We start from the raw sequence: 21,266 nt of genomic DNA, 5'->3' as shown, positions 1-21,266 counted from the left end.
CCAGTCCCCTCGGGCCCTTTCACTGCCACCTCCGCCAGCAGGGGGAAGCGTGCGCACAAGGCGGCGAGCCGCTCCCTGGCGGCAATATCCTAATAGGAGAGGCTGACACCAAAGGCCTGCTGGACCATGGCCACGTCATTGATCACCGTGCCCTCCACTGGGACGCCGAAGGGGGTCTGCATGTCTGATTGCCGTTCGCTGCGCATCGTCACTTCCGGTCTCATTGGGGATAGGGGACCCAGTCCCCCTGCCCCAGCTTGATGTGGTACTTGCCCTGATATTCGATCACCACCGAGCCCTGGTTCTCGGACACCGGCGGGGTCTGCGGCAGGTCGCCCAGCAGGGCATCCCAATCGATGGTCTCGCTCCCGAACACATCCTTCCCCACCAGCCTGGAGACCAGTTCTGATACCGCCAGGAAGCTGCTGGGGGTGTCCACGTTGCGGGTCGCCTCGTGGGGCGCCTTGGTACCGAGCAGGGCAACCCCCACCGGCACCTGGGTGATGCTCGGACTGGGAATGTCCCGCAGCCCGGCCATCTGCATCTTGTCGCCGGTGAGAGCGGCGCCGTGCTCAGGCACCATCACCACGGCCACCTTGCGGCCGGATTGCTCCAGCGTCGTCATGAAGTCGTCCAGCTGATCCAGCAGGGTCTTGAGCCTCGCCTTGTAGGGCGCTATCTGGAGGCTCGCCACATAGCGGTTGCCATCGTGCAGGGCGATGAGGTTGAAGAAGGTGACGTTGCGTGCCGCCTGACTCTGTGTCCGCTCGTTCAGCCAGCGGTCGAACAGGGCATCCCCGCGATAGATGGGCTCGCCATCGAAGGAGGCGAGATCATGGGCCAGTCCCTTCTTGTCCATGGGGGTCACATCCAGCCCGGCATACTGCTGCAGGCCGGTCAGGTAGTTGCCAAAATCCCCCGAGTGATCCATGGCCACCTGTTTAGCAAAGCCGAGCTGGGCCAGATTCTCGAACAGCAGACACTGCTTCGGCGCCGTCACATAGAGCCCCTGGTGGCTGGTCTGCCCGCAACTGGCCCGCAGCAGGCGAATGGAACTCGGGCCGCTGTAGGAGGTGGCGGAGTTGAAGCGGTTGAAGCGAATGTCGAAGTGGGACCAGACCGGATGCCCGCTCAGGCCGCTCGCCTCCACATCATGCCAGGCCAGGGAGCAGACATTGATGATGAGCACATCGAAGGGGGTCGCCTGGGCTGGCAGGCTCTCCGGGAAGTGCACCAGTCTCTCCTGCTCCTCCCGATAGGGGTGAAGCGCAACCACTGGACGATGAACAGATAGAGTGTCAGCAGCACGAACCCCGCGCCGACCATCTCCCAATTGATGAAACGCCCGAGCAACTCCGCCCAGTAATCCAGGGTGAAGGAGAAGACCTGGCTGCCCTGGGCACGAATGCTCTCTATCCCCGGCAACCAGGTATCGTGATAGAAGATCCCCGCCCCCACCGGCAACGCCAGCCAGTGCCGCGCACGGCGCCACCCGGCCCTTGGCAGGGGAAAGATCAGGAAGGCGGCAAACACCAGGTTGATCAGGGGGTCGAAGTTGAGATATCCCCCCAGAGCAGGGCGAACTTGGCAAGAAAATAGACATTCCAGCCACCCAGGCCATGCCAGTCCAGCCAGGGAGAATCGGCATCAGAAACGTGTCGGGTCATCGGCGATGAGTCACCTGTTATCGTGGGCCCCCCGAAGGGGCCGGGCACACTGCAATGGTTGTCAAAAGAATAGCCTGACTATTATGCAACTATTAATTTGTCTCAGGTGGCGCTGAACCTGACTCCCCCGGATGGGTGTAAGGGGAATGAGAGGGGCCGTATGTATCCATATATTATCCAAACGATCCCGATAAGGCAGCCTTCTCTGACAAAATGGGGGGAACGTGCAGACGGGATGCAGGATCCTGGCAAGGGCCCCGCGCTTACCACTGCGACAGACTTTGTCAGCCCTGTCGCCATCTCGAACAACTTGAGGCCACCTCTGGATTGCGCCATCATATCGGCCCGGCTGATGGCCGGCCGAATTGGACAGTCAACTTCAAGGACCCCCCATGTTTGAACACGTCGATGCCTATGCTGGCGACCCCATACTGACGCTAGTCGAGACCTTCCATAAAGATACCCGCGAGCAGAAGGTGAACCTGGGGATTGGCCTCTATTACGACGAGCAGGGCCGCATTCCGCTGCTGCCGTCGGTGCAGCAGGCCGAAGCGCAGCGCGCCGCCGCCCCGGCCCCGCGCCCCTACCAGCCGATGGAAGGCGCCGCCAACTACCGCACTGCGGTGCAGCACCTGCTGTTTGGCGCCGAGCACGAAGCGGTCAAGGCGGGTCGCATCGCCACCATCCAGACCATCGGCGGCTCCGGCGCCCTGAAGATCGGTGCCGATCTGCTCAAGCGCTACTTCCCGACCTCCGAGGTGTGGGTCAGCAATCCCACCTGGGACAACCACAAGGCGATGTTCGAGGGGGCCGGCATCAAGGTGCACGACTACCCCTATTACGATGCGGCCACCGGCGGCGTGCAGTTCGACGCCATGATCGACTGCCTGAGCAGCCTGCCTGCGAAAAGCATCGTGCTGCTGCACCCCTGCTGCCACAACCCGACCGGGGTGGATCTCTCCCGTGCCCAGTGGGACCAGGTGATCGCCTTGGTGGTCGAGAAGAACCTGATCCCCTTCATGGACATCGCCTATCAGGGCTTCGGTGACGGGCTGGAAGAGGATGCCTATGCCATCCGCGCCATGGTGGCCGCCGGTGTCAGCTTCTTCGTCAGCAACTCCTTCTCCAAGAACCTCTCCTTCTACGGCGAGCGCTGCGGCGGCCTGTCGGTCATCTGCCAGGATGCCGAAGAGGCAAGCCGGGTGCTCGGCCAGATGAAGGCCACCGTGCGCCGCAACTACTCCAGCCCCCCCACCCACGGCGGTCAGATCACCGCGGCGGTGATGAGCCAGCCCGAACTGCACGCCATGTGGGTCGGTGAGGTGACCGAGATGCGCACCCGCATCAAGGCCATGCGCCAGAAGCTGTTCGAGGTGCTGAGTGCCAAAGTGCCGGGCCGCGATTTTGGCTACTTCATCAACCAGCGCGGCATGTTCAGCTACACCGGCTTCACGCCGGAGCAAGTGGACCGCCTGCGGGAAGAGTTCGCCGTCTATCTGGTGCGCTCCGGCCGCATGTGCGTGGCGGGCCTCAACAGCCGCAACGTCGACTACGTGGCCGACGCCATGGCCGCTGTGCTCAAGGGCTAAGCCCGCAAGCCCCGCTCAGGCGGGGCTTTTCGTTTGTCCCCTTGCCCGTGGAACCGTGATGGATCTCATTGCCCTCTCCCGCCTCGGCGGTCGCCACCTGGTGACCCTGCATCTGCTGCTCGACACCCGCAGTGTCACCCGCAGCGCCGAGCGCCTCTGCACCACCCCCTCCACCGTCAGCAAGACCCTCAACCAGTTGCGCGAACTGCTGGGGGATCAACTGCTCTACCGCCAGGGCAATCAGTTGCTGCTGACCCCGTTTGCCGAACGCCTCGGCCCGACGCTGCGCCGCCTGCTGGGAGAGCTCAACGGCCTCACCAGCCAGGAAGGATTTGCCCCTGCCAACTGGCAGGGGGAGCTGAACCTGGCGATGCGGGAGAGCAGCATGATCTGGCCCATGGGGGCCGTACTGGGTCAGTTGCTGCAGGAGGTGCCGGGGCTGATGCCCGTCGTGCGTAACAAGGACGAGCAGGGACTGGCTGCTCTGGCGGCGGGCAAGCTCGACTTCGTGATCCTGCCCCACGATCAGAGCCAGCCCGGGGTCAATCAGCCCGGCCTCGTCTGGGAAACCTTGCGGGAGGATGAGCTGGTCTGCCTGATGCGCGCAGATCATCCGGCGTTGACGCATCCCTGGGATCTCGATGCCTACCTGAGCTGGCGCCACATCGCCATTCGCGATCAGGAGCTGGCCGATCCCTTCTTCGAGCAGAGTCTGGCCCAGCGCCAGGTACGGCGCAGACTGGGGGCCACCCTGCCGGATTTTGGCAGCGCCGCCGCCCTGCTGCGCCAGAGCGATCTCATTCTCACGGCCGTGAAGGGCTGGGCTACCCGGGCTTGTACCCAGGGGTTGGTGAGCCGCCCTGTCCCCTTCGATTACGGCGCCGTGACCCACAGCCTGGTGTGGTATGGCCCCCTGGGGGAAGATCCCGCCCTGCGCTGGTTCCGTCAGCGCATCCTGCAACTGGCCCGGGAGCTGGACGCCCCACAATGATGCCTGGCGGCAGGACTCAGGGCTTCTTGGTATAGATGGGGCCTGGGAAAGAGGTGACGTTGTTGCCCAGTTCGGTGATGCGGGCGGCCCCCTGCTTGCGCACCTGATCGACCCGCAGCACGTGGTGCATGGGAATAAGGGTGCGGGTGACGTCGGCAAATTCGCTCTTCAGCTTCTCGTGGCTGGGGTCGACGATGAGCGCCGTGTGGTTGTCCCACACGAAGTGGGCGATCTCGATGAAGCCGAACAGCTGGCCCTGATTCACCTCTCTTACATAGACTTCGTAACGCTCGCTGTGACAAATGAACTGCACTCGATAAAGGGCGTTGGATTCACTCATGGGTATCTGTTGGTGATGGACGGTTTGCCCATTCTAGCCGTCCCCTCGGACAGCCCCTATAGACAGAGTTCACAGTTGCGTCATATCGGGTCTCAGCATCCCGACGTGCTGCAGAGCTCAGATCGCAGGCAGCATCAGCGACCCAAACCCCTTGGCCTTCAATGCGTTGGCCAGCACTGTCAGGTCAGCCGACCCGGCTTCTGGCCATGACAGCGCCTCCCCTCGCACCCCGTGGTGGCGAAAGCCGTTGAGGCGGATGGGCACGGGTCCGAGAGAGTGCAAGAAGGCGGCGAGCCCGCCATCCAACGTGCCGTCGGCAGTGAGATAATCGCTCTGCCCCGGCACCAGCAGCAGCCGCACCTCCGCCAGCTTGCCCGCCTGCGCCAGCAGTTGCAGCGATGCCAGCACCCGCTCGCGGCCCCGCCCGGTCAGGGCCAGATGCACAGGCTCGCGCCACCCCTTGAGGTCTATCATGGCGCCGTCCAGTACCGGCAACAGCCGCTGCCAACCCGTTTCCCCCAGGGATCCGTTGCTGTCGAGCAGGCAGGTGAGACGGGCCAGATCCGGCGCAGCCTTGATGGCCGTGAACAGGGCGATCACGAACGGCAACTGGGTGGTCGCCTCCCCGCCGGAGACGGTGACGCCGGTGAGCAGCGGGCCATAGCGGCGCAGCAGGGCCAGCACCTCGGCCACCGACATCTGGCGCGTCTTGGGGCTGGCGTGGCGAGGGCAGACATCGAGGCAACGGTCGCAGTGGGTACAAAGCTCGGCTTGCCAGCTCACCCGCCCCTCCTGCATCGCCAGGGCTCTGCCCGGGCAACCGGGCACGCAGTCACCGCAGTGATCGCACAACCCCATGGTGTGGGGGTTGTGGCAGCCGGGGCAGCGGAAGTTGCAGTCCTGCAAAAACAGCACCAGCCGGTTGCCGGGGCCGTCCACGCAGGAGAAGGGCAGCCAGCGGCTCACCATCGCCCTGAGCTCGGCCCCCTTCTGCATGCCGTTCTCAGTGCTCATTCAAGAGGGTCTCGATAGCCACCACCCGCGGTGCCCGCTGGCGGATCCCGGTCAGCTCGCTCGCCTCGGCGCCGAGGCAGGTGGTCTGCAGCCGCGAGCCTTCTGCCGCGAAGCGGGCCACATCGCGCTTGCGGATCATGTAGCCGGTCACCCGCACCAGATCGCTGTCCGCCACGTTGGCACTGAATTCGCGCATACCGAGGGCGAAGGCCCCCTTGCAGAGTTGCAGCAGCGCCTGCGGGTTCTGGCGGATGGTGGGATCCAGGGTCAGGATCTCGCTGATCCCGGAGTGATAAAAGCCGTGGTGGGGCGCCAGGGCCAGCAGGTGACTGGCGGGATCCGGCTCCTCGCCATAGGGGATCCGTACCCCCGGGGTCACGCCCCTGTCCACGCTGAGTCCCCCCTGGGAGTGGAGCAGGGCACGGCCGCCCCAGGCATGGGCCTGCGGCGTCGCAGTAACATATTTCGAAAGCTGGGCCGAGATGCGATAGCCAAGCTGGTTCGCCTCTTCGTCGTGACCGTAGCGGCCAGGCAGATTCTCTTTATCCATCAAGATGTTGACCGCTTCCGCCATGCCGTAGATGCCGAACATGGGGACGAAGCGCTCCTCATCCAGCAGTCCCTCCTTGACCAGGAAGCTGTCGAAGAAACCGGACTCCTCGTGCAGGAAAGCGGCGCGCACCGCGATCAGCTGGGACGTGAGACGGCAGTAGTGGGGCAGCAGACAGCCGAGGAAATCATCGATCCCCTGTGCCTGCTCGGCGACTCGCTTGAGGGAGATGCGCACCAGGGTGTTGGCGCCACCGGCCTGCGGCAGGGCGTTGTAGCAGCTGACGATGCCAAACCCATGCTGGTCGAAGGTATCGCGATGGACCGGGTAGTTGGCGATATGCGGCTTGCTGCACTCGGCGATATTCTTCACCGCCAGCAGCAGCAGATCGTCGGGAGTCTGCTCCGGATCGTGAAAGAAAGTGAGGTTGGGGGCCACCTGCTTGAGCTCGTTGTCGATGCGCAGGATCAGACGGCAGATCCGGTTGTCGTCGGGACCAATGTTGACGTGCATGAAGGCATCCGGCAGCACCCGGTCCAGATAGATCCAGAACCCTTTCAGCTTGCGGTAGAGAGTCTCGTCATCCAGCTCGCCGACAAAGGGGAGCAGCAGCTGATCGAGCCGTCCCAGCCAGACCGGCATGCCGGTGACGGAGGGCACGTGATGGTAGAGGATGCGCAGGGCATCGAGGGCCTCGTCGAAGTCCAGGGGTGGCGCCAGCTCCAGCCAGGCCGAGCCCTGGCGCAGAAACCGCTCGTAATCCGGCAGCACATAGCGCGGTTTGTGGGGAGCGTGTCCCTCGAACATGTCGCACAGCACCCCTTGTGCCATGGCATCCTGCACGGCGGCAGGCAACTCGGGGTAAGGCAACGCGTTTTCGGCGGCGAGCGCCAGGGCGTGGCTCTTCTGGGCCGGTGACAGCAGGGGGTCGCGCACGATGCGCTGGCAGGTTTCGGTGAAGGACATGGTTCACTCCGTGGCGGGTGGAACCAAAATCCTCACACTTGAGAGGCCTTTTTTGAAGTGACATTCCCAACAGGGCGGATATCCCATCAAGACATCCGCCATGCAGGATCACGGCACATCCTTCACCAGGGCCAGAACAGGGCCACGCCCCCCAACCAGCGCAGCAGGAAGAAGCCCCCCATGCCGACGACCACCACCACCAGGGTAGGCAGGCGCAGCAGGGTCAACACCGTCACCAGCAGGGTGGCGGCCAGGTAGTCCGGATCCCAGTCCAGCCCGCGGCCGGGCTCATAGCTGAAGACGATGGGCAGCCAGATGGCGGTCAGCACCGACTGGGCCGAGAAGCTGAGGAAAGCCCCCATTTCGGCCCCCGGCTGATAGCGGGTCAACCGCGAGAAGAAGGCAAAACGGTTGAAGAAAGTGATCAGAGCCAGCAGCCCTATCATCAGCCAGCCCATGATCACCTCCTCATCCGGTGCAGCACATAGCCCACCACCATGCCGGCCAGGGCCGAGACGATGATGTGGATCTCCGCCAGCAGCGGCTTGGTGACGAGCGCCGTCCCGCCGCTCACCAGGGTGGCCGCCACCATGGGCAGGTTCTTCATGGCGGGGAGCGTCATGGCGATAAAGGTGGCGGCGATGGCAAAATCCAGCCCCATCTTGTCCAGCCCGTCAATGTACTGGCCGGCGGCGATGCCGAGCAGGGTCGCCAGGTTCCAGAACAGATAGAAGACAAAGCCCGCGATGAGCGCATAGGCGGGATTGAAGGCGCCGCTGCGCTCCCTGTCTTTCAGCGCCACCGCAAACATCTCGTCGGTCAGGAAGAAGGCGAGGCTGGCCCGCCAGCGCAGGGAGAGCGGCAGCACGTCGCGCCGGAAGGTGAAGCCATAGAGCAGATGCTGGGAGGTGATCACCATGGTGGAGCCCATGATGGGCAGCAGCGGCGTCCCCGCCCCGAACAAGGTGGTGGCCGAGAGCTGGGCCGCCCCCGCATAGACCAGCAGCGACATCAGCTGTGCCTGGAGCGGGCTCATACCCGCCTGAAGCGCCAGGGCGCCGCACAGTATCCCCCAGGGGATGACGGAAATGGAGAGCGGGAGCATATCCAGGGTGGCGCGCCACCAGAGTGCCCCCGTGCGCTCGGGCGCAGGGAGGCGGGTTTCCGACATCATGGGATCATCCTTGTCACAGCCAATGCGAACCGGGAAAACTAGCACGGCGCAGGAGACAGTGTCACGCCATGGTCTGCAACAAATGCAACGCCCGCATGAGAGCGGGCGTTGGCAGGCGGGATCAGGGCTCGATGATGATGGGAGTGCCTGGCTCGATGGCGTTCCAGATCTCGTCCATCTCGTGGTTCAGCACCGCGATGCAGCCATTGGTCCAGTTGGACGGCTGCACCCTGCGATCCCCCAGGCTGTTGCGCTGGCCGTGGATCATGATCATGCCGCCCGGGTTCACACCCAGCTCGTTGGCGCGCTTGATGTCGTCCAGATTCGGGTAGTTGATGTGAATGGCCTTGTAGAAACCGGAGTTGCTCTTCTTGTAGTCCAGGGTATAGCGACCTTCCGGGGTACGCTGATCCCCCTCACGCTGCTTGTGTCCCTTGGGAGCCGGGCCCAGGGCAATCCAGTAGCGCTTCACTTCCTTGCCATCCTTCATCAGGGTCAGGCTGTAACTCGACTTCTTCACCACCACCATATCGGCGGACAGAGTGGCAAAACTCAACGCGGGCCACAGCCCCAGCAAACACAGCAATACGGCTCTCACTATCCATCCCTCTGCGAGCCTTCTGGGCTCTCTTGTTAGCAAATCATCTGAATGCCGCCACCCTCTGGTGGCGAGCGAGCGCCATGATATGGGATCGCCGTGAATACTCAATATATCGGGAGAAACATATCTGTGGCCAGCAGGGGGAAATGGCCGTCAACCCGCCATGCAGACACCCTGCCAAGGGCAGGGCGTCGCCTATTGCCCGCAACCGGGCGCCTCAGCGCTGATCGTCAAGGCCTAGAAGATGGCGCAGGGAGAAAAACCAGCGGGCAGCGCCGCCGCCAGTGACACTTGAGCCTGTCCACCAGCCAATCCCCGGCTGGCACCATGGGATCAGACTATCTCAACGCACAAGAAAAGAGCCCCTGATGGGGCTCTTTTGACGGTGCAACACCGGGCTCAGGCCTGGGTCACTGGTTCGGCGGTCTCAAGGCGCCGGATCCAGGCCTCGAAGTCTGCCAGCATGCGCGCCTCGGACTCGCTGTTGTCGGCGATGAGCTCGGCCCCGTGTACCACCCGGATATGGGCGTCGAGGGGCGTCCCCTCCCCTGCCGGTGGGCGCTGCCGCGCCGCCGCCATGCATGCTTGCGCCTGTTGCCACGCCTCGGCGGCACTCCGGTTGCACGCCTCTGCCAGCGGCACCGCACTGAAACCCTCGCCGGTGAGGCTCTGCAGTGTCTCGTCGTGGGTCATGCCGTTGCCCGGTCCCCAGTAGTGGGCGGCCAGATCCGGCCCGATTCGCGGGTTGTCGGTGAGGTAGCCGTCGCGCCTCAGGAAATAGGCGCGGGTCTGCTCCACCGCCATCAGCGCCAGCAGATAGCCGTGATAGGCGCAGGCCGACTCCTGGTTCAGAAGGTGCGGGATGGCCAGCAGCGGGCGTGGGCTATCCACCCCCAGGATCTTGCGCTCCCAGCGGCGGGCCAGGGCCAGCACGGCGGCCGGGGTGCGCTCGCTCTCTGCCATGGCGTAGAGATCCCGCTCGAAGTAGGCCACCAGCGCGATCTGGCGCTCGTTGAAGGCGCGAAATGGCTGACGCGCTTCAATCATGGCCTGGATAAGCGCATCGGGGATGGGTTCTCCCGCCGCGTTTCTGGCGTAGCGCTTGAGCCAGTCCGCGTCGTCCAGCAGGCTGTCGCAGAACATGGACTGGGTCTCGGCATAGGCCATGGAGGTGGGCGGAAACTCCTGGGAGAAGCAGGGGGCGTTGCCGGTGACGTTGGCAAAGTGCGCCGCGTGGCCGCCCTCGTGGAACAAGGTGTTGAGCCCGCTCCAGCCGCTGCCCACCTGGGCCGGATTGGCCAGGCTGGTGAAATTGACCACTGCAGGCACCCACTCCCCCTCCTGCCAGAAGCTCGGCACCGGGCCGTGACAGAAGCCGTTCTCGTATTTTCCCTCCCGGGTCAGCAGATCCAGGGTGAGGGTGGCACCGCGATACTGGATGCCGAGCCGGCGGAAGCTCTCGACCCAATCCTTCAGCGCCCGGGAGAAGGGCACGTAAGGGTCGAGCTGGCGGGTCACGTCGCCGCTCACGCTGTAGCGCAGGTTGTGGGGCAGCAGGGCTGCGTCCCCCTTGGCTGCTTTCAGCTCCGCCAGACTCTGGTGCAAGCGGGCATCGGTACGGGCGATGAAGTCGTCGAGAATGGCAAACAGCTGCTCCGGGCTCATCTGCTCGTTCTTGTGCACCTTGTAATCGAAGTAGTCGCGATAACCCATGGCACGGGCGAAGCGGTTGCGCAGCGCGACGATATCAAGATAGCCGTTGTCGACCACCCACTGCTCCAGGGTGTGGAACATGGCGAGCGCGCTCTGGCGCACCGGCTCGTCGCGACTTGCGGCCAGCGCCGTGCTGGCGGCGGGCAGGCTGCCGGGGACCTGGCGGCCCTGCTCATCCAGCAAGGTGAGCTTCAGCCCCTTGCGACGGGCGAAGAGATCCGCCTCGGCGGCCACCAGCTCGTCCATCAGGGCGGAGGCACCGGGATCTTCGATGACGTTGCACTCGAAGAAGGCGATCCAGCCCCCCAGGCCGCGCCTGAGATCCGCCTCTTCGGCCTGGGCCTGCATCTCCCGCAGCACCGGCAGGCGGGCAGGATCGGCACAGAACGCCTTGTAGGCCTGTTCGGCCGCGGTGAAGCCTGCCTGATCGTCGCTGGTGCCCATGTAGGTGGACCAGAACAGGTCCTCCTTGCGTCTGTGCACCTGCAGGTAATCGGCATTGAGCTGGTTGAGATAATTCCTGGCAATGGAACTCATAACTTCCCTCTTGTTATGGGGCGACCACGGGGGCGCCCACTCCTTTTTGGTGAAATGCCAACCCATTCACACTTCTTGCAAATGGAGCAGACAAATTGTGCGCCGGGATGCGCGCCATCACGCTATCAAAAGCGAGGGTTTCTGTCTGCTGGCTATACTGGTTGTCAAACTGCTCAATTGGCTGTTTTCCATCGCAACCCATTGAAAGTTAATGTCATGTTAAAAATAACAACAATCAGGTCCGGCCGCTAGAACGGCCACAATCAGACCCGCATGGGAAAGTAAGGATAAGACTATGTTCAAGCTCGGTGATATTGCCGTGAGTCGCAAACTGATGCTGCTGCTCTCACTGGCCCTGGTCGGCTTCATCGCACTGCTGCTCATCTCGGCCAGTGCCCTGCACCGCAATCTGATGAGTGAACGGGAAGCCAGGCTGCAGGCGGTGCTGGATCTGGCCATGAGCCGGATCCAGGCCCTGGCTGCCACCCTCCCCCCGGAACAGGCCAAGGCACAGGCCAAGGCCATGCTCGACAGCATGCGCTTTGACGGGGACAACTACCTGTTCGTGCTGGATGAAGATCGTCGGGTGGTGGTGCATCCCGCCAAACCCGAGCTGGTCGGCCAGCAGATGGGCAACAACCCTGCCGAGTCCCACTGGCAGCACATGGTGGATCTCGGCAAGGGCGGCCACCAGGGCAGGCTGGAGTATCAGTGGGTCTCCCCGTCCGGCGAGGCGGCCCAGAAGATGTCGCTGGTGACGGGCTACCAGCCCTGGGGCTGGATCCTGGGCTCCGGTGTGTTGTTGCAGGACATTGAGGCCACTATGTGGTCGCAATATGAGTGGATGGGTGGCGCCACCTTGCTGGTGATCCTGTTGATGGGGCTGCTGGGACTCGCCATCAGCCGCTCCATCGTCAATCCCCTGGCCGAGATCAACAAGGCCATGGCCCGGGTCGCGGCCGGCGATCTGGTGGTCAGCATCCCGGTGCTGGGCAGGGATGAGCTCGGCGCCGTCGCCAGCTCCACCAACCAGGGGCTGGATGCCATCCGCCGCGCCCTGCTGGAGGCGAGCCAGGGGGCCCGCAACGTGGCGGATGCCGCCCTGCGCATCGCCGCCTCCGCCGAACAGACCAACCAGGCGGTCAACAGTCAGCGGGATCAGCTCGCCCAGCTCGCCACCGCCATGAACGAGATGAGCGCCACCATCGCCGATGTGGCGGGTCACGCCGAAAACACGGCCCGTGACACCCAGGATGCCACCAGCGAGGCCGGGCTCGGCAACCAGGATGTCCATGCCAGCGTGCACGGCATCCAGGCGCTGGCCACCGAGGTGGACCAGGCCACCTCGCAGGTCAACCAGCTCAAGGAGGGAGTGATGCAGATAAGCGAGGTGACGGCGGTCATCAGCGCCATCTCGGAGCAGACCAACCTGCTGGCCCTCAACGCCGCCATCGAGGCGGCCCGGGCCGGCGAGCAGGGCCGTGGCTTCGCCGTGGTGGCCGACGAGGTGCGCCAGCTGGCAAGTCGCACCCGCCACTCCACCGAGGAGATCCAGAGTACCATCACCCAGTTGCAGCAACGGGCTGTCACCGCCGCCAACGCCATGGACGCCAGCCGCAAGCTGGCGGAGAGCAGCGTCAACCAGTCCGAGAAGGCGGGGCAGGATCTCTCCCTCATCGTCAATCACATCCAGCACGTGAGCGACATGGCGACCCAGATCGCCACGGCGGCGGAGCAGCAGAGCATGGTGGCGGAAGACATGAACCGCAACGTCAGCGGCATCAACGACTCGGCGCTAGAGATGTCCCAGGCGGCCACCCAGTTGGCCCAGGAGAGCGAACTGCTGGCCGGTCTCTCCCGAAGCCTCGACGAGCGACTGGCGGTGTTCAAGCTGGACAACGCCCAAGCCCAGGGCAGGATGATGCGACCGACCCAGGCGTCCTCTTCCCGAGCAGGCATGCAACCCCGCCACTGAGTAGCCCCATGAGCCCCTGCCAGGCTTGCAGGGGCTCCTTTCCTGTCATGGCCACGGGAGCCTCTCCCGGGCAACCCTCTCGCACTGAACCAGCGCGCAGATCCCGACGGAGCCATCTGCCGCTGATGCGCTGCTCCGATGAGATGGCACTGTCAATTTTTACACTTAATTTTTTAACAAAATATAGTCATGATGAGTGGTCGCCACAGGCGGCACCATGATCCTTTCTGTAGTCATTTGGCAAACTGGTTGAAAGGCCAGGACGCAAAGCCTCCGGTCTAAAGACAAGCTGTCCAGGATAGCGGGGTTGCAGCACCGTGTTTCGGGGAACTCCCCTGCCAACGTGACTGCCCACATCACCGAACAGAGGAATGTATGGCAGCAAATATCCGACTCACCCATCTCGCGGCAGCGCTGGCGCTGCTGGCCAGTGGCGGCGTACTCGCTCACGGCTACATCAGCCAGCCCGAAGGGCGCAACTACCTGTGCAAGACAGGGGGCAACAGCCAGTGTGGCGCCATCCAGTGGGAACCCCAGAGCCTGGAAGCCCCCTCCGGCTTCCCCGATGGCGGCCCCGCCGACGGCCAGATAGCCTCGGCCGGTCACCCCCAATTCGGCGAGCTCAACACCCAGACTCTCGATCGCTGGACCAAGCGTGAAGTGCAGGCCGGTCCCTTCGCCATCAGCTGGACCTTCACTGCCAACCACGTGACCCGCAACTGGCGCTACTACCTCACCAAGCAGGACTGGAACCCGAACCAGCCCCTCACCCGGGATGCGTTCGATCTCAATCCCTTCTGCGTCATCGACGGCAACATGGTGCAGCCCCCCAAACAGGTGACCCATCAGTGCACCCTGCCCCCGCGTACCGGTTATCAGGTCATTCTCGGGGTGTGGGAGGTAGGGGATACCGCCAACAGCTTCTATAATCTGATCGACGCCCGGTTCAAGGATGGCACCCAGCCCCCGCTGACCTGGAGCCAGGGAGGGACCATCTATCCCTCCATCGACCTGGTGGCGGGTGACAAAGCCAGAACCCGGGTGTTCGATGCCAATGGCGAGCGCACCGATCTCCAGACCGAGCTGACCATCGCCAGCACCGAGCAGGGCCAGAAGAACAACTGGGCCCACGCCCTGGCGAGCAAGATCAACACCGAGCAGAGCCAGATCCGTGCAGGCCAGCAAGGTGCGGACGGCCAGTTCAACCCCGTCTATGGCCAGAACCCGGTCTACCTCAAGGCTGGCAGCAACCTGCAACGGGTCGAGATCCAGCTTGAGCAACAGCAGCCCCCGGTTGAGAACGGGATCAGCGTGAGCGGTCTGGCGAGCGACTACACGCTCGACAACGGCAAGCTCACCCTGACTTTCACCGTCACGGCCCAGGGGGATCTCGCCATCACCAACACCCTCTATGACCACGGCGGTGTCGCCAGGGGACAGAGCAGTGCCGATATCAAGGACGGCAGCCAGAGTTTCTCCATGGCGCTGACCAGCTTGAGTGCGGGCCACCATCAGCTGGTGATCGAGGGCAAACCCAAGGCCGGTGGTGACGCGGTGCAGCAGACCCTGGACCTCATGTTCAAGGATCCGGCAAGCGGGGGCGATTACCAGTTCACCTTCCCGGACGGCCTCAAGTCCTACACCGCCGGAACCCGGGTGCTGCAGCCGAAGAACGGCAAGGTCTATCAGTGCAAACCCTTCCCCTACAGCGGCTGGTGCAGCCAGTGGGCGAGCACGGCCACCCAGTATGAACCGGGCGTAGGCTCCCACTGGCAGGAGGCCTGGACAGCGCAGTGATGGGACGTCTCCGACCTGGCGAGAACCCGCTCGGCGCTTCCGGTGCCAGATCAGGTCAACATCAAACAAACGGGGAGCCCATGGCTCCCCGTTTTTCATCCCACCCCTCGGTTCAAATCTGGTAATCGAGCAGGGGCTCGTTGCTCATGGCGCGGGCCTGGATCTCCGCCAGCGCCAGCTCGGGGTTGCAGAGCTGGATGAACTGCCAGGCAAAGTTGTGCTGGAACTGCCCCTGCTTGAGGCCGATCCAGGCGGTGTGCGGCGCAAACAACCGACTGCCGTCCAGTTGCACCAGTCCCTTGTCCCGCTGGGAATCGAACGCCATGTCCGCCAGTATGCCCACCCCCATCTCCAACTCGACATAGGTCTTGATGACGTCGGAGTCCTGGGCGGTCAGCAGGATCTGCGGCACTATGCCCGCCTCGGCAAAGGCATCATCCACCCGTGCCCGACCGGTGAGGCCGGCCTGATAGGTGACGATGGGCCAGTGGGCCAGAGCGGCCAGGGTCAGCTCCCGCTCGGCGGTGAGGGGGTGCTGCTCCGGCACGACGATATTGTGGTGCCAGCGGTAGTAGGGAAAGGCCACCACCCCTTCGCTCTTGTCGAGCTGCTCGCTGCTGATGCCGATGTCCACCTCACCGGTCTGCACCAGCCGCACTATCTCCTCCGGGCTCCCCTGACGCAGCTCCAGCTGTACCAGGGGAAATTGCTCCCGAAACGCCTTCACTACCCTCGGCAGGGCATAACGGGCCTGGGTATGAGTGGTCGCGATGAGCAGCCGGCCCGAGTCGCGATTGGCAAAGGTGCTCGCCAGTTTGCGGATGTTGTCGGCATCCCCCAGGATACGCTCGGCGATCACCAGCAACTCCTTGCCCGGCTCGGTCATACCGAGCAGACGCTTGCCATAGCGAATGAAAAGGGCGAGCCCCAGCTCCTCCTCCAACTCGCGAATGTGGCGGCTGACCCCGGACTGGGAAGTAAAGAGGGCATTGGCCACGTCGGTCAGGTTGTAATCCCGTCGTGCCGCCTCCCGAATGATTCGCAATTGCTGAAAGTTCACCTCATCGCCTCCTGCGCTGAGTGGCGGTGGCTCGTGCCACCGTCCTCTTGTTATGGATTGCCGGGATCATGGCCCGGCAGCAAGCCTGACAGAGGGCCGCACCTCGCGGCTTGCCCTCAGATCTGGTAGTCGGGATAGAGCTGTGCCTGCCTGGCCACCAGGCGCACCCCCTGGCCGGGAGCAAAAGCGCGGGCGGCCTCCTTGCTCAGTTCGGCCTCGTAGTGGGCGCCTCCCGTCTCCCCATCGCCACGCAGTTCCACCCGGATGCGCGGCCCCATGGGCAGCAGGCGGGTAATGGTGGCGCGAATGCCACCGGGGGCATCCGAGGGCAGGATCTCCAGCTCGTGGGGGCGCACATAGGCAATGGCCGCACTCCCTTCTGCCAGATGGGAGGGGATGGGGCCACCCAGTTGCTGTTCACCGATGCCGAGCCCCTGCCCGGCCACCCTGCCACGAAACAGGTTCACGCTGCCAAGGAAGCTGTGCACGAAGGCACTGGCGGGCTGATCATACACTTCGGCAGGGGTGCCAATCTGCTCTACCTTGCCGGCGTTCATCAGCACCACCCGATCCGCCACCTCCAGGGCCTCTTCCTGATCGTGGGTCACAAACAGACTGGTGACATGCAGCTCGTCGTGAAGCTCACGCAGCCAGCGGCGCAGCTCCTTGCGCACCTGGGCATCGAGGGCGCCGAAAGGCTCGTCCAGCAGCAGCACCTTGGGCTGCACCGCCAGGGCCCGGGCCAGGGCGACCCGTTGGCGCTGACCACCGGAGAGCTGGGTCGGGTAGCGTGCCGCGACGTGGCTGAGCTGCACCAGATCCAGCAGCTCCTTGACCCGGGTGCGGATGGCCGCCTCGTCCGGGCGTTCGCTGCGCGGCTTGACCCTCAGGCCAAAGGCCACGTTCTCGAATACCGTCATGTGGCGAAACAGGGCGTAGTGCTGGAACACGAAGCCAACGTTGCGCTCGCGCACATGGAGATCCGAGGCATCCTCGCCGCGGATGATGACGCTGCCACTGTCCGCCTGCTCCAGCCCGGCGATGATCCGCAGCAAGGTGGTCTTGCCGCAGCCGGAGGGGCCGAGCAGGGCGACCAGCTCACCGTCGTGAAAATCGAGGTTGATGTCGGCCAGCGCCGCGTACTGATTGAAATGCTTGTTGAGCCCTTGAACCTGAATGCTCATGAATGCCTCTCCTATAACCGTTAATTCGGGATCAATGGGACTGGGTCGGTTGGCCGCGCAGCCTGGCCAGCAGGGTCTCACCCAGCAGGGTGAAGATCCCGAACAGCGCCAGCAGGCTGGCCACCGCGAAGGCGGCACCGGTCTGGTACTCGTTGTAAAGGATCTCGATGTGCAGCGGCAGCGTGTTGGTCTGGCCGCGAATGTGGCCGGAAACCACGGAGACAGCGCCAAACTCCCCCACCGCCCGGGCGGTACAGAGCAGCAGGCCATACATCAGGCTCCAGCGGATGCCGGGCAGGGTCACCCGCCAGAACATCTGCAACCCGCTCGCCCCCAGCATGATGGCGGCCTCCTCTTCCTCCGGGCCCCGCGCCTCCATCTGGGGCAGCAGCTCGCGTACCACGAAGGGCACAGTGATGAAGGTGGTCGCCAGGATGATCCCCGGGGTAGCGAAAATGATCTTGATGTCGTGCTCGCTGAGCCACTCGCCGAACCAGCCGCGACTGCCGAACAGCAGCACGAACATCAAGCCCGCGATGACCGGCGAGACCGAGAACGGCAGATCGATGAGGGTGATAAGCAGTTGCCGGCCAGGGAAGCGGAACCGGGCGATGGCCCAGGCAGCGGCCAGCCCGAACAGCAAGTTCAGGGGCACCGAGCAGAGCGTCACCAGGGCGGTCAGCCCCAGGGCGCTCAGGGCATCCGGCTCGCTGATGGCGTGCCAGAAGAAGGCCAGACCCGGGCTCAGCGCCTGGATGAAGACGGTGGCCAGCGGCAACAGCAGCAAGGCGGCAAACCAGCCCAGACCGACGGTGACCAGCAGCCATTTGACCCAGACCGGTTCATGGGTCACCGGGGGATGACGCGCCGGGGTGGCCGGAGCGGACTCCTGGGCCTGATCGAGATGTGCAGTAGAGGCGTTCATATACGGCTTCCTCCGATGCGAGCCCAGCTCCAGGCTTGCAACTTGTTGATGAGCAACAGCAGCACAAAGGAAATGAGCAGCATGACGGACGCAATGGCCGATGCACCGGCGTAGTCATACTCCTCCAGGTGACTCATGATCATGAGGGGGGCAATCTCGGACACCATGGGGAGGTTGCCGGCAATGAAGATGACAGAGCCGTACTCCCCCACGCCGCGAGCAAACGCCAGGGCAAAACCGGTGAGCAGCGCAGGTACCAGGGTCGGCCACAGTACCCGGATGAAGGTCTGCCAGCGGTTGGCACCCAGGCTCGCGGCCGCCTCCTCTTGCTCGCTCTCCGCTTCCCGCAGCACCGGCTGCAGGGTACGCACCACAAAGGGCAGCCCGATAAAGGTCAGGGCAATAACCACCCCTATGGGGTTATAGGCAAGCTCGATGCCCAGCGGAGCGACCCATTGGCCAATCCAGCCGTTGGGGGCAAAGATGGCGCACAAGGCAATGCCGGAGACGGCAGTCGGCATGGCAAAGGGCAGGTCGATCAGCGCATCCACCAGTCTGCGGCCGGGGAAGGTATAGCGCACCAGTACCCAGGCCAGTATCAGACCGAACAGACTGTTGAGCAGGGCGGCAATGAAGGCGGCGCCAAAGCTCAGGCGAAAGGAGGCGAGCACCCGGGGGGAGCCGATCACCTGCCAGAACTCGGCGGCGCTCAGGTTGTTCACCGCAAACAGCACCAGTGCCGAGAGCGGCAGCAGCACCAGTATGCCCAGATAGAGCAGACTGAAGCCCAGCGTTGGCCCCAGGCCTGGCAGGACGGAATAAGAACTTAATCGCATAACACATCCGTTTGTTATAAATACTTTGGATGTGACGATTTTGCTCACGGCGGCCAGGGACAACAAACACCAATAATGCCTTTGCTAAGCACTTTTTTATCTAACAATGGTGGAACAAGGCTTTTAGAGCGATAAGCATAAAAAAAGGTCTTTTATATAAATAAAAGACCTAAAAGACGGAGCGGTAAAACCGGGAACATGCAAAGTCAGTCACGCTGGCCAAGTTGCCAGCCCGCCTGGAAATCGTGCCGAGACAATCCGATGGTCCCTCATCGAAAACTGAGTGCGGCCTGCTTGCCCCACTCGGCAGGAGCAGGCTCCACCACCATTTCGGCACGGCGGTATAGGGTGCCGAGCAAAGCGAGGCCCTGGTGCCACTCCCCATGGCCGGACTGGGCATTGATATGGCCCACTTCCCCCGCATCGAACAACGGCACCTGCCACTGCCGGCTCCAGAACTCTGCCCGCTCGAAACTCATCCAGGGGTCATTGCGGCTGGCGATCAACTGGGCAGAGACCTTGATCGACCCCGTCAACACCTCATCCGGGATGCCAAAACGGGCAGGATCGGCAGGGGCAACGATGAAGATGGAGGAGACCTTGTCTGGTTGCAGTCTGGCGGCAGCGATGGCCGTCAGAGCGCCGAAGGAGTGGGCGACCAGGTGGACCCGGCTGCGCCGGCTCCTGAGCTTGCTCGCCAGCTTGGCGCTCCAGACCGTGAGATCCGGCTTGTCCCAGGGCAGACCCATCATTCTCTGCCACTGGGGAAATTGCTGGTGCCAGCGGCTCTGCCAGTGATCCGGCCCACTGTTGTGCAGACCGGGAACCAGAAGGATCTTGTTCATCGTGGTACTCCTATCTGTTGTCACAGGGGCCTGCGTCTCTTAGCGGCCCGGTTGGTAAATCTGGTCAAACGATCCGCCCTGGGCGAAGTGCTTCTTCTGTGCCTTTTCCCAATCTCCTTCCAGATCCTTGACAGTGAAGAGCGTCAGGTTGGGGAACTGGGCCGCTGTCTCCTTCAGGATCGCCGGATTGCTCGGACGATAGTGGTATTTGGCGATGATGCGCTGCCCTTCGTCAGAGTAGAGATACTCGAGGTAAGCCTTGGAGACGGCCTCGGTACCATGCTTCTTGGCTACCTTGTCCACCACGGCTACCGGCGGCTCGGCCAGGATGGAGACCGAGGGCACCACCAGTTCGAACTTGTCGCTGGTGCCCGGCTGATTGAGCACCAGCAACGCTTCATTTTCCCAGGCCAGCAACACATCCCCGAGCCCGCGTTCGATGAAGCTGGTGGTGGCGCCACGTGCCCCGGAGTCCAGCACCTTCACATTCTTGAACAGATCGCTGACAAACTGTTTGGCGCCCTCTTCAGTGCCGCTTTTCTTCAGGGCATAGCCCCAGGCAGCCAGATAATTCCAGCGCGCACCGCCGGAGGTCTTGGGGTTGGGGGTGATGATGGCGACATCCTTGCGCACCAGGTCGCCCCAATCCTTGATCTGCTTGGGATTCCCCTTGCGCACCAGGAAGACGATGGTGGAGGTATAGGGAGAGGCATTGTTGGCCAAACGCCCTTCCCAGTCGCTGGCGGTGAGACCTGCCTTGGCCACCGCATCCACGTCATAGGCCAGCGCCAGGGAGACCACATCAGCCTCCAGTCCGTCCACCACGGCACGAGCCTGTTTGCCTGAGCCACCGTGTGACTGGCTCACCACCACATCGTCGCCGGTTTTGGCCTTCCACTCCTTGGCAAAGGCACTGTTGTACTCCTGGAACAGCTCCCGCGTCGGGTCATAGGAGACATTCAGCAGGCGCACCTCGGCGGCCTGGACCTGACCGAGAGCCAGCAGGGAGAGAACGGTGAGAGCGGTCATTCGCAGTTTCATGGTGATACTCCATATCGTTGGGTTGAGTACAGCATGCCCGCTTATGCATATTCCATGAAGAAAGAAAAAGCGCTTTGCTTATCTCTTATCCGCATATGAGCTCCCGATGGTCCTCTGGCACTCTCGGCCAGAGCGTATTCGCGTGCTTGCGATGCTCATCTCCAGACACGACAAAGCCCGGTCGATTGGCCGGGTTGGGAAAAGATGGAGGAACAAAGGCAAACCAGAGCGAAGGGTAAGCCTTGGGTAAAGGGACAATGCCAGACACGCAATCACCACAGGGGGGAAGAGGCGGGTTGTCCGTGACAAGTGGCAGACCCGTCGGTTGCCTCTTGTTCCCTGAGCTCTTATCCAGACGCCAGAAAACAAAAAGGCCTTCCCGTCAGGGAAGGCCTTTCAATTTAGTGGCGGAGCGGACGGGACTCGAACCCGCGACCCCCGGCGTGACAGGCCGGTATTCT

General features: G+C 63.2%; 19 protein-coding genes, 1 pseudogene and 1 riboswitch. Of the genes and pseudogenes, 4 read left to right on the top strand and 16 right to left on the bottom strand.

The window, feature by feature from the left end; all coding sequences use genetic code 11:
• Window positions 1-220: 220 nt before the first annotated feature.
• From bcsG (PG879_RS08355) to PG879_RS08345, 3 genes and pseudogenes are all read right to left on the bottom strand, one after another.
• Complete coding sequence (gene bcsG, locus PG879_RS08355) at window positions 221-1,276, bottom strand: cellulose biosynthesis protein BcsG (protein ID WP_270830001.1); 1,056 nt, start codon at window positions 1,274-1,276, stop codon at window positions 221-223.
• Window positions 1,277-1,320: 44 nt separating this feature from the next.
• A pseudogene (bcsG, locus tag PG879_RS08350) lies at window positions 1,321-1,533 on the bottom strand (cellulose biosynthesis protein BcsG); the annotation flags it as partial.
• An 8-nt stretch (window positions 1,534-1,541) separates the two neighbouring features.
• On the bottom strand, window positions 1,542-1,667 hold the full coding sequence (locus PG879_RS08345) for a hypothetical protein (protein WP_258555889.1): 126 nt from the start codon (window positions 1,665-1,667) through the stop codon (window positions 1,542-1,544).
• Window positions 1,668-2,059: 392 nt separating this feature from the next.
• On the opposite strand from PG879_RS08345, the gene PG879_RS08340 reads away from it, so the two are divergent.
• Both PG879_RS08340 and PG879_RS08335 read left to right on the top strand, forming a co-directional pair.
• A complete protein-coding gene (locus PG879_RS08340) occupies window positions 2,060-3,256 on the top strand; it encodes an amino acid aminotransferase (RefSeq protein ID WP_109112889.1) in 1,197 nt (398 codons plus the stop codon).
• A gap of 58 nt (window positions 3,257-3,314) precedes the next feature.
• Window positions 3,315-4,247, top strand: coding sequence for a LysR family transcriptional regulator (locus PG879_RS08335; RefSeq protein ID WP_041214507.1), 933 nt, complete (start codon window positions 3,315-3,317; stop codon window positions 4,245-4,247).
• 16 nt (window positions 4,248-4,263) lie between these two features.
• Here PG879_RS08335 and PG879_RS08330 read toward each other — a convergent pair whose 3' ends face one another.
• The 7 genes from PG879_RS08330 to PG879_RS08300 all read right to left on the bottom strand — a co-directional run bounded on the left by PG879_RS08330 (window position 4,264) and on the right by PG879_RS08300 (window position 11,142).
• The gene (locus PG879_RS08330; RefSeq protein WP_010672837.1) at window positions 4,264-4,587 is read right to left on the bottom strand and encodes a DUF1820 family protein; all 324 of its coding nucleotides are present in this window, start codon (window positions 4,585-4,587) and stop codon (window positions 4,264-4,266) included.
• Window positions 4,588-4,704: 117 nt separating this feature from the next.
• Window positions 4,705-5,553 carry a YjjW family glycine radical enzyme activase gene (locus tag PG879_RS08325; protein WP_210600072.1) on the bottom strand — a complete coding sequence of 283 codons (849 nt, stop codon included), beginning with the start codon at window positions 5,551-5,553 and terminating at the stop codon, window positions 4,705-4,707.
• 37 nt (window positions 5,554-5,590) lie between these two features.
• Window positions 5,591-7,117: a YjjI family glycine radical enzyme gene (locus tag PG879_RS08320; RefSeq protein ID WP_210600059.1), complete on the bottom strand. Its 1,527-nt coding sequence runs from the start codon at window positions 7,115-7,117 to the stop codon at window positions 5,591-5,593.
• A 122-nt stretch (window positions 7,118-7,239) separates the two neighbouring features.
• Window positions 7,240-7,575 carry an AzlD domain-containing protein gene (locus PG879_RS08315; RefSeq protein WP_049635961.1) on the bottom strand — a complete coding sequence of 112 codons (336 nt, stop codon included), beginning with the start codon at window positions 7,573-7,575 and terminating at the stop codon, window positions 7,240-7,242.
• Between the two features lie 2 nt (window positions 7,576-7,577).
• Window positions 7,578-8,291 carry an AzlC family ABC transporter permease gene (locus PG879_RS08310; RefSeq protein WP_103244220.1) on the bottom strand — a complete coding sequence of 238 codons (714 nt, stop codon included), beginning with the start codon at window positions 8,289-8,291 and terminating at the stop codon, window positions 7,578-7,580.
• 121 nt (window positions 8,292-8,412) lie between these two features.
• Window positions 8,413-8,889 (bottom strand): L,D-transpeptidase family protein, encoded by a 477-nt coding sequence (locus PG879_RS08305; RefSeq protein ID WP_029313677.1) that lies wholly within the window; start codon window positions 8,887-8,889, stop codon window positions 8,413-8,415.
• A 402-nt stretch (window positions 8,890-9,291) separates the two neighbouring features.
• The gene (locus tag PG879_RS08300; protein ID WP_210600058.1) at window positions 9,292-11,142 is read right to left on the bottom strand and encodes a M3 family metallopeptidase; all 1,851 of its coding nucleotides are present in this window, start codon (window positions 11,140-11,142) and stop codon (window positions 9,292-9,294) included.
• A 295-nt stretch (window positions 11,143-11,437) separates the two neighbouring features.
• Here PG879_RS08300 and PG879_RS08295 point away from each other — a divergent pair, with 295 nt between their 5' ends.
• Together PG879_RS08295 and gbpA are read left to right on the top strand one after the other, a co-directional pair.
• The gene (locus tag PG879_RS08295; protein WP_210600057.1) at window positions 11,438-13,117 is read left to right on the top strand and encodes a methyl-accepting chemotaxis protein; all 1,680 of its coding nucleotides are present in this window, start codon (window positions 11,438-11,440) and stop codon (window positions 13,115-13,117) included.
• Window positions 13,118-13,346: 229 nt separating this feature from the next.
• A riboswitch (cyclic di-GMP riboswitch) is annotated at window positions 13,347-13,432 on the top strand.
• A gap of 60 nt (window positions 13,433-13,492) precedes the next feature.
• Window positions 13,493-14,914 (top strand): N-acetylglucosamine-binding protein GbpA, encoded by a 1,422-nt coding sequence (gene gbpA, locus PG879_RS08290; RefSeq protein WP_270829998.1) that lies wholly within the window; start codon window positions 13,493-13,495, stop codon window positions 14,912-14,914.
• 112 nt (window positions 14,915-15,026) lie between these two features.
• On the opposite strand, the gene cbl is transcribed toward gbpA, so the two are convergent.
• The 6 genes from cbl to PG879_RS08260 all read right to left on the bottom strand — a co-directional run bounded on the left by cbl (window position 15,027) and on the right by PG879_RS08260 (window position 20,805).
• Window positions 15,027-15,974 carry an HTH-type transcriptional regulator Cbl gene (gene cbl / locus PG879_RS08285; protein ID WP_010672828.1) on the bottom strand — a complete coding sequence of 316 codons (948 nt, stop codon included), beginning with the start codon at window positions 15,972-15,974 and terminating at the stop codon, window positions 15,027-15,029.
• A gap of 116 nt (window positions 15,975-16,090) precedes the next feature.
• On the bottom strand, window positions 16,091-17,158 hold the full coding sequence (locus tag PG879_RS08280; RefSeq protein WP_010672827.1) for a sulfate/molybdate ABC transporter ATP-binding protein: 1,068 nt from the start codon (window positions 17,156-17,158) through the stop codon (window positions 16,091-16,093).
• Between the two features lie 31 nt (window positions 17,159-17,189).
• A complete protein-coding gene (gene cysW / locus PG879_RS08275; RefSeq protein ID WP_010672826.1) occupies window positions 17,190-18,083 on the bottom strand; it encodes a sulfate ABC transporter permease subunit CysW in 894 nt (297 codons plus the stop codon).
• Entirely contained in the window at window positions 18,080-18,919 is an 840-nt protein-coding gene (gene cysT / locus PG879_RS08270; RefSeq protein WP_039039454.1) for a sulfate ABC transporter permease subunit CysT, read from the bottom strand. Before cysT ends, cysW begins: the two co-directional genes overlap by 4 nt.
• Window positions 18,920-19,188: 269 nt before the next feature.
• Window positions 19,189-19,764, bottom strand: coding sequence for an RBBP9/YdeN family alpha/beta hydrolase (locus tag PG879_RS08265; protein ID WP_010672824.1), 576 nt, complete (start codon window positions 19,762-19,764; stop codon window positions 19,189-19,191).
• A 39-nt stretch (window positions 19,765-19,803) separates the two neighbouring features.
• Window positions 19,804-20,805, bottom strand: a complete 1,002-nt coding sequence (locus PG879_RS08260; RefSeq protein WP_041210984.1) for a sulfate ABC transporter substrate-binding protein — start codon at window positions 20,803-20,805, stop codon at window positions 19,804-19,806.
• Window positions 20,806-21,266 lie beyond the last annotated feature (461 nt).

Origin of the sequence: Aeromonas sp. QDB63 (genome assembly GCF_027707425.1) — a bacterium.
GTDB lineage: Bacteria > Pseudomonadota > Gammaproteobacteria > Enterobacterales > Aeromonadaceae > Aeromonas > Aeromonas caviae.
This window is presented reverse-complemented; position numbering and strand designations above follow the sequence as displayed.

What these genes read in the sequence shown, in the direction of transcription:
- PG879_RS08330 (WP_010672837.1), bottom strand. Translation starts at nt 4,587, where the DNA reads ATGAGTGAATCCAACGCCCTTTATCGAGTGCAGTTCATTTGTCACAGC.
- gbpA (WP_270829998.1), top strand. Translation starts at nt 13,493, where the DNA reads ATGGCAGCAAATATCCGACTCACCCATCTCGCGGCAGCGCTGGCGCTG.
- PG879_RS08310 (WP_103244220.1), bottom strand. Translation starts at nt 8,291, where the DNA reads ATGATGTCGGAAACCCGCCTCCCTGCGCCCGAGCGCACGGGGGCACTC.
- PG879_RS08260 (WP_041210984.1), bottom strand. Translation starts at nt 20,805, where the DNA reads ATGAAACTGCGAATGACCGCTCTCACCGTTCTCTCCCTGCTGGCTCTC.
- PG879_RS08300 (WP_210600058.1), bottom strand. Translation starts at nt 11,142, where the DNA reads ATGAGTTCCATTGCCAGGAATTATCTCAACCAGCTCAATGCCGATTAC.
- PG879_RS08295 (WP_210600057.1), top strand. Translation starts at nt 11,438, where the DNA reads ATGTTCAAGCTCGGTGATATTGCCGTGAGTCGCAAACTGATGCTGCTG.
- cysW (WP_010672826.1), bottom strand. Translation starts at nt 18,083, where the DNA reads ATGAACGCCTCTACTGCACATCTCGATCAGGCCCAGGAGTCCGCTCCG.
- PG879_RS08280 (WP_010672827.1), bottom strand. Translation starts at nt 17,158, where the DNA reads ATGAGCATTCAGGTTCAAGGGCTCAACAAGCATTTCAATCAGTACGCG.
- PG879_RS08265 (WP_010672824.1), bottom strand. Translation starts at nt 19,764, where the DNA reads ATGAACAAGATCCTTCTGGTTCCCGGTCTGCACAACAGTGGGCCGGAT.
- PG879_RS08320 (WP_210600059.1), bottom strand. Translation starts at nt 7,117, where the DNA reads ATGTCCTTCACCGAAACCTGCCAGCGCATCGTGCGCGACCCCCTGCTG.
- cysT (WP_039039454.1), bottom strand. Translation starts at nt 18,919, where the DNA reads ATGCGATTAAGTTCTTATTCCGTCCTGCCAGGCCTGGGGCCAACGCTG.
- PG879_RS08315 (WP_049635961.1), bottom strand. Translation starts at nt 7,575, where the DNA reads ATGGGCTGGCTGATGATAGGGCTGCTGGCTCTGATCACTTTCTTCAAC.
- PG879_RS08335 (WP_041214507.1), top strand. Translation starts at nt 3,315, where the DNA reads ATGGATCTCATTGCCCTCTCCCGCCTCGGCGGTCGCCACCTGGTGACC.
- PG879_RS08340 (WP_109112889.1), top strand. Translation starts at nt 2,060, where the DNA reads ATGTTTGAACACGTCGATGCCTATGCTGGCGACCCCATACTGACGCTA.
- PG879_RS08345 (WP_258555889.1), bottom strand. Translation starts at nt 1,667, where the DNA reads ATGACCCGACACGTTTCTGATGCCGATTCTCCCTGGCTGGACTGGCAT.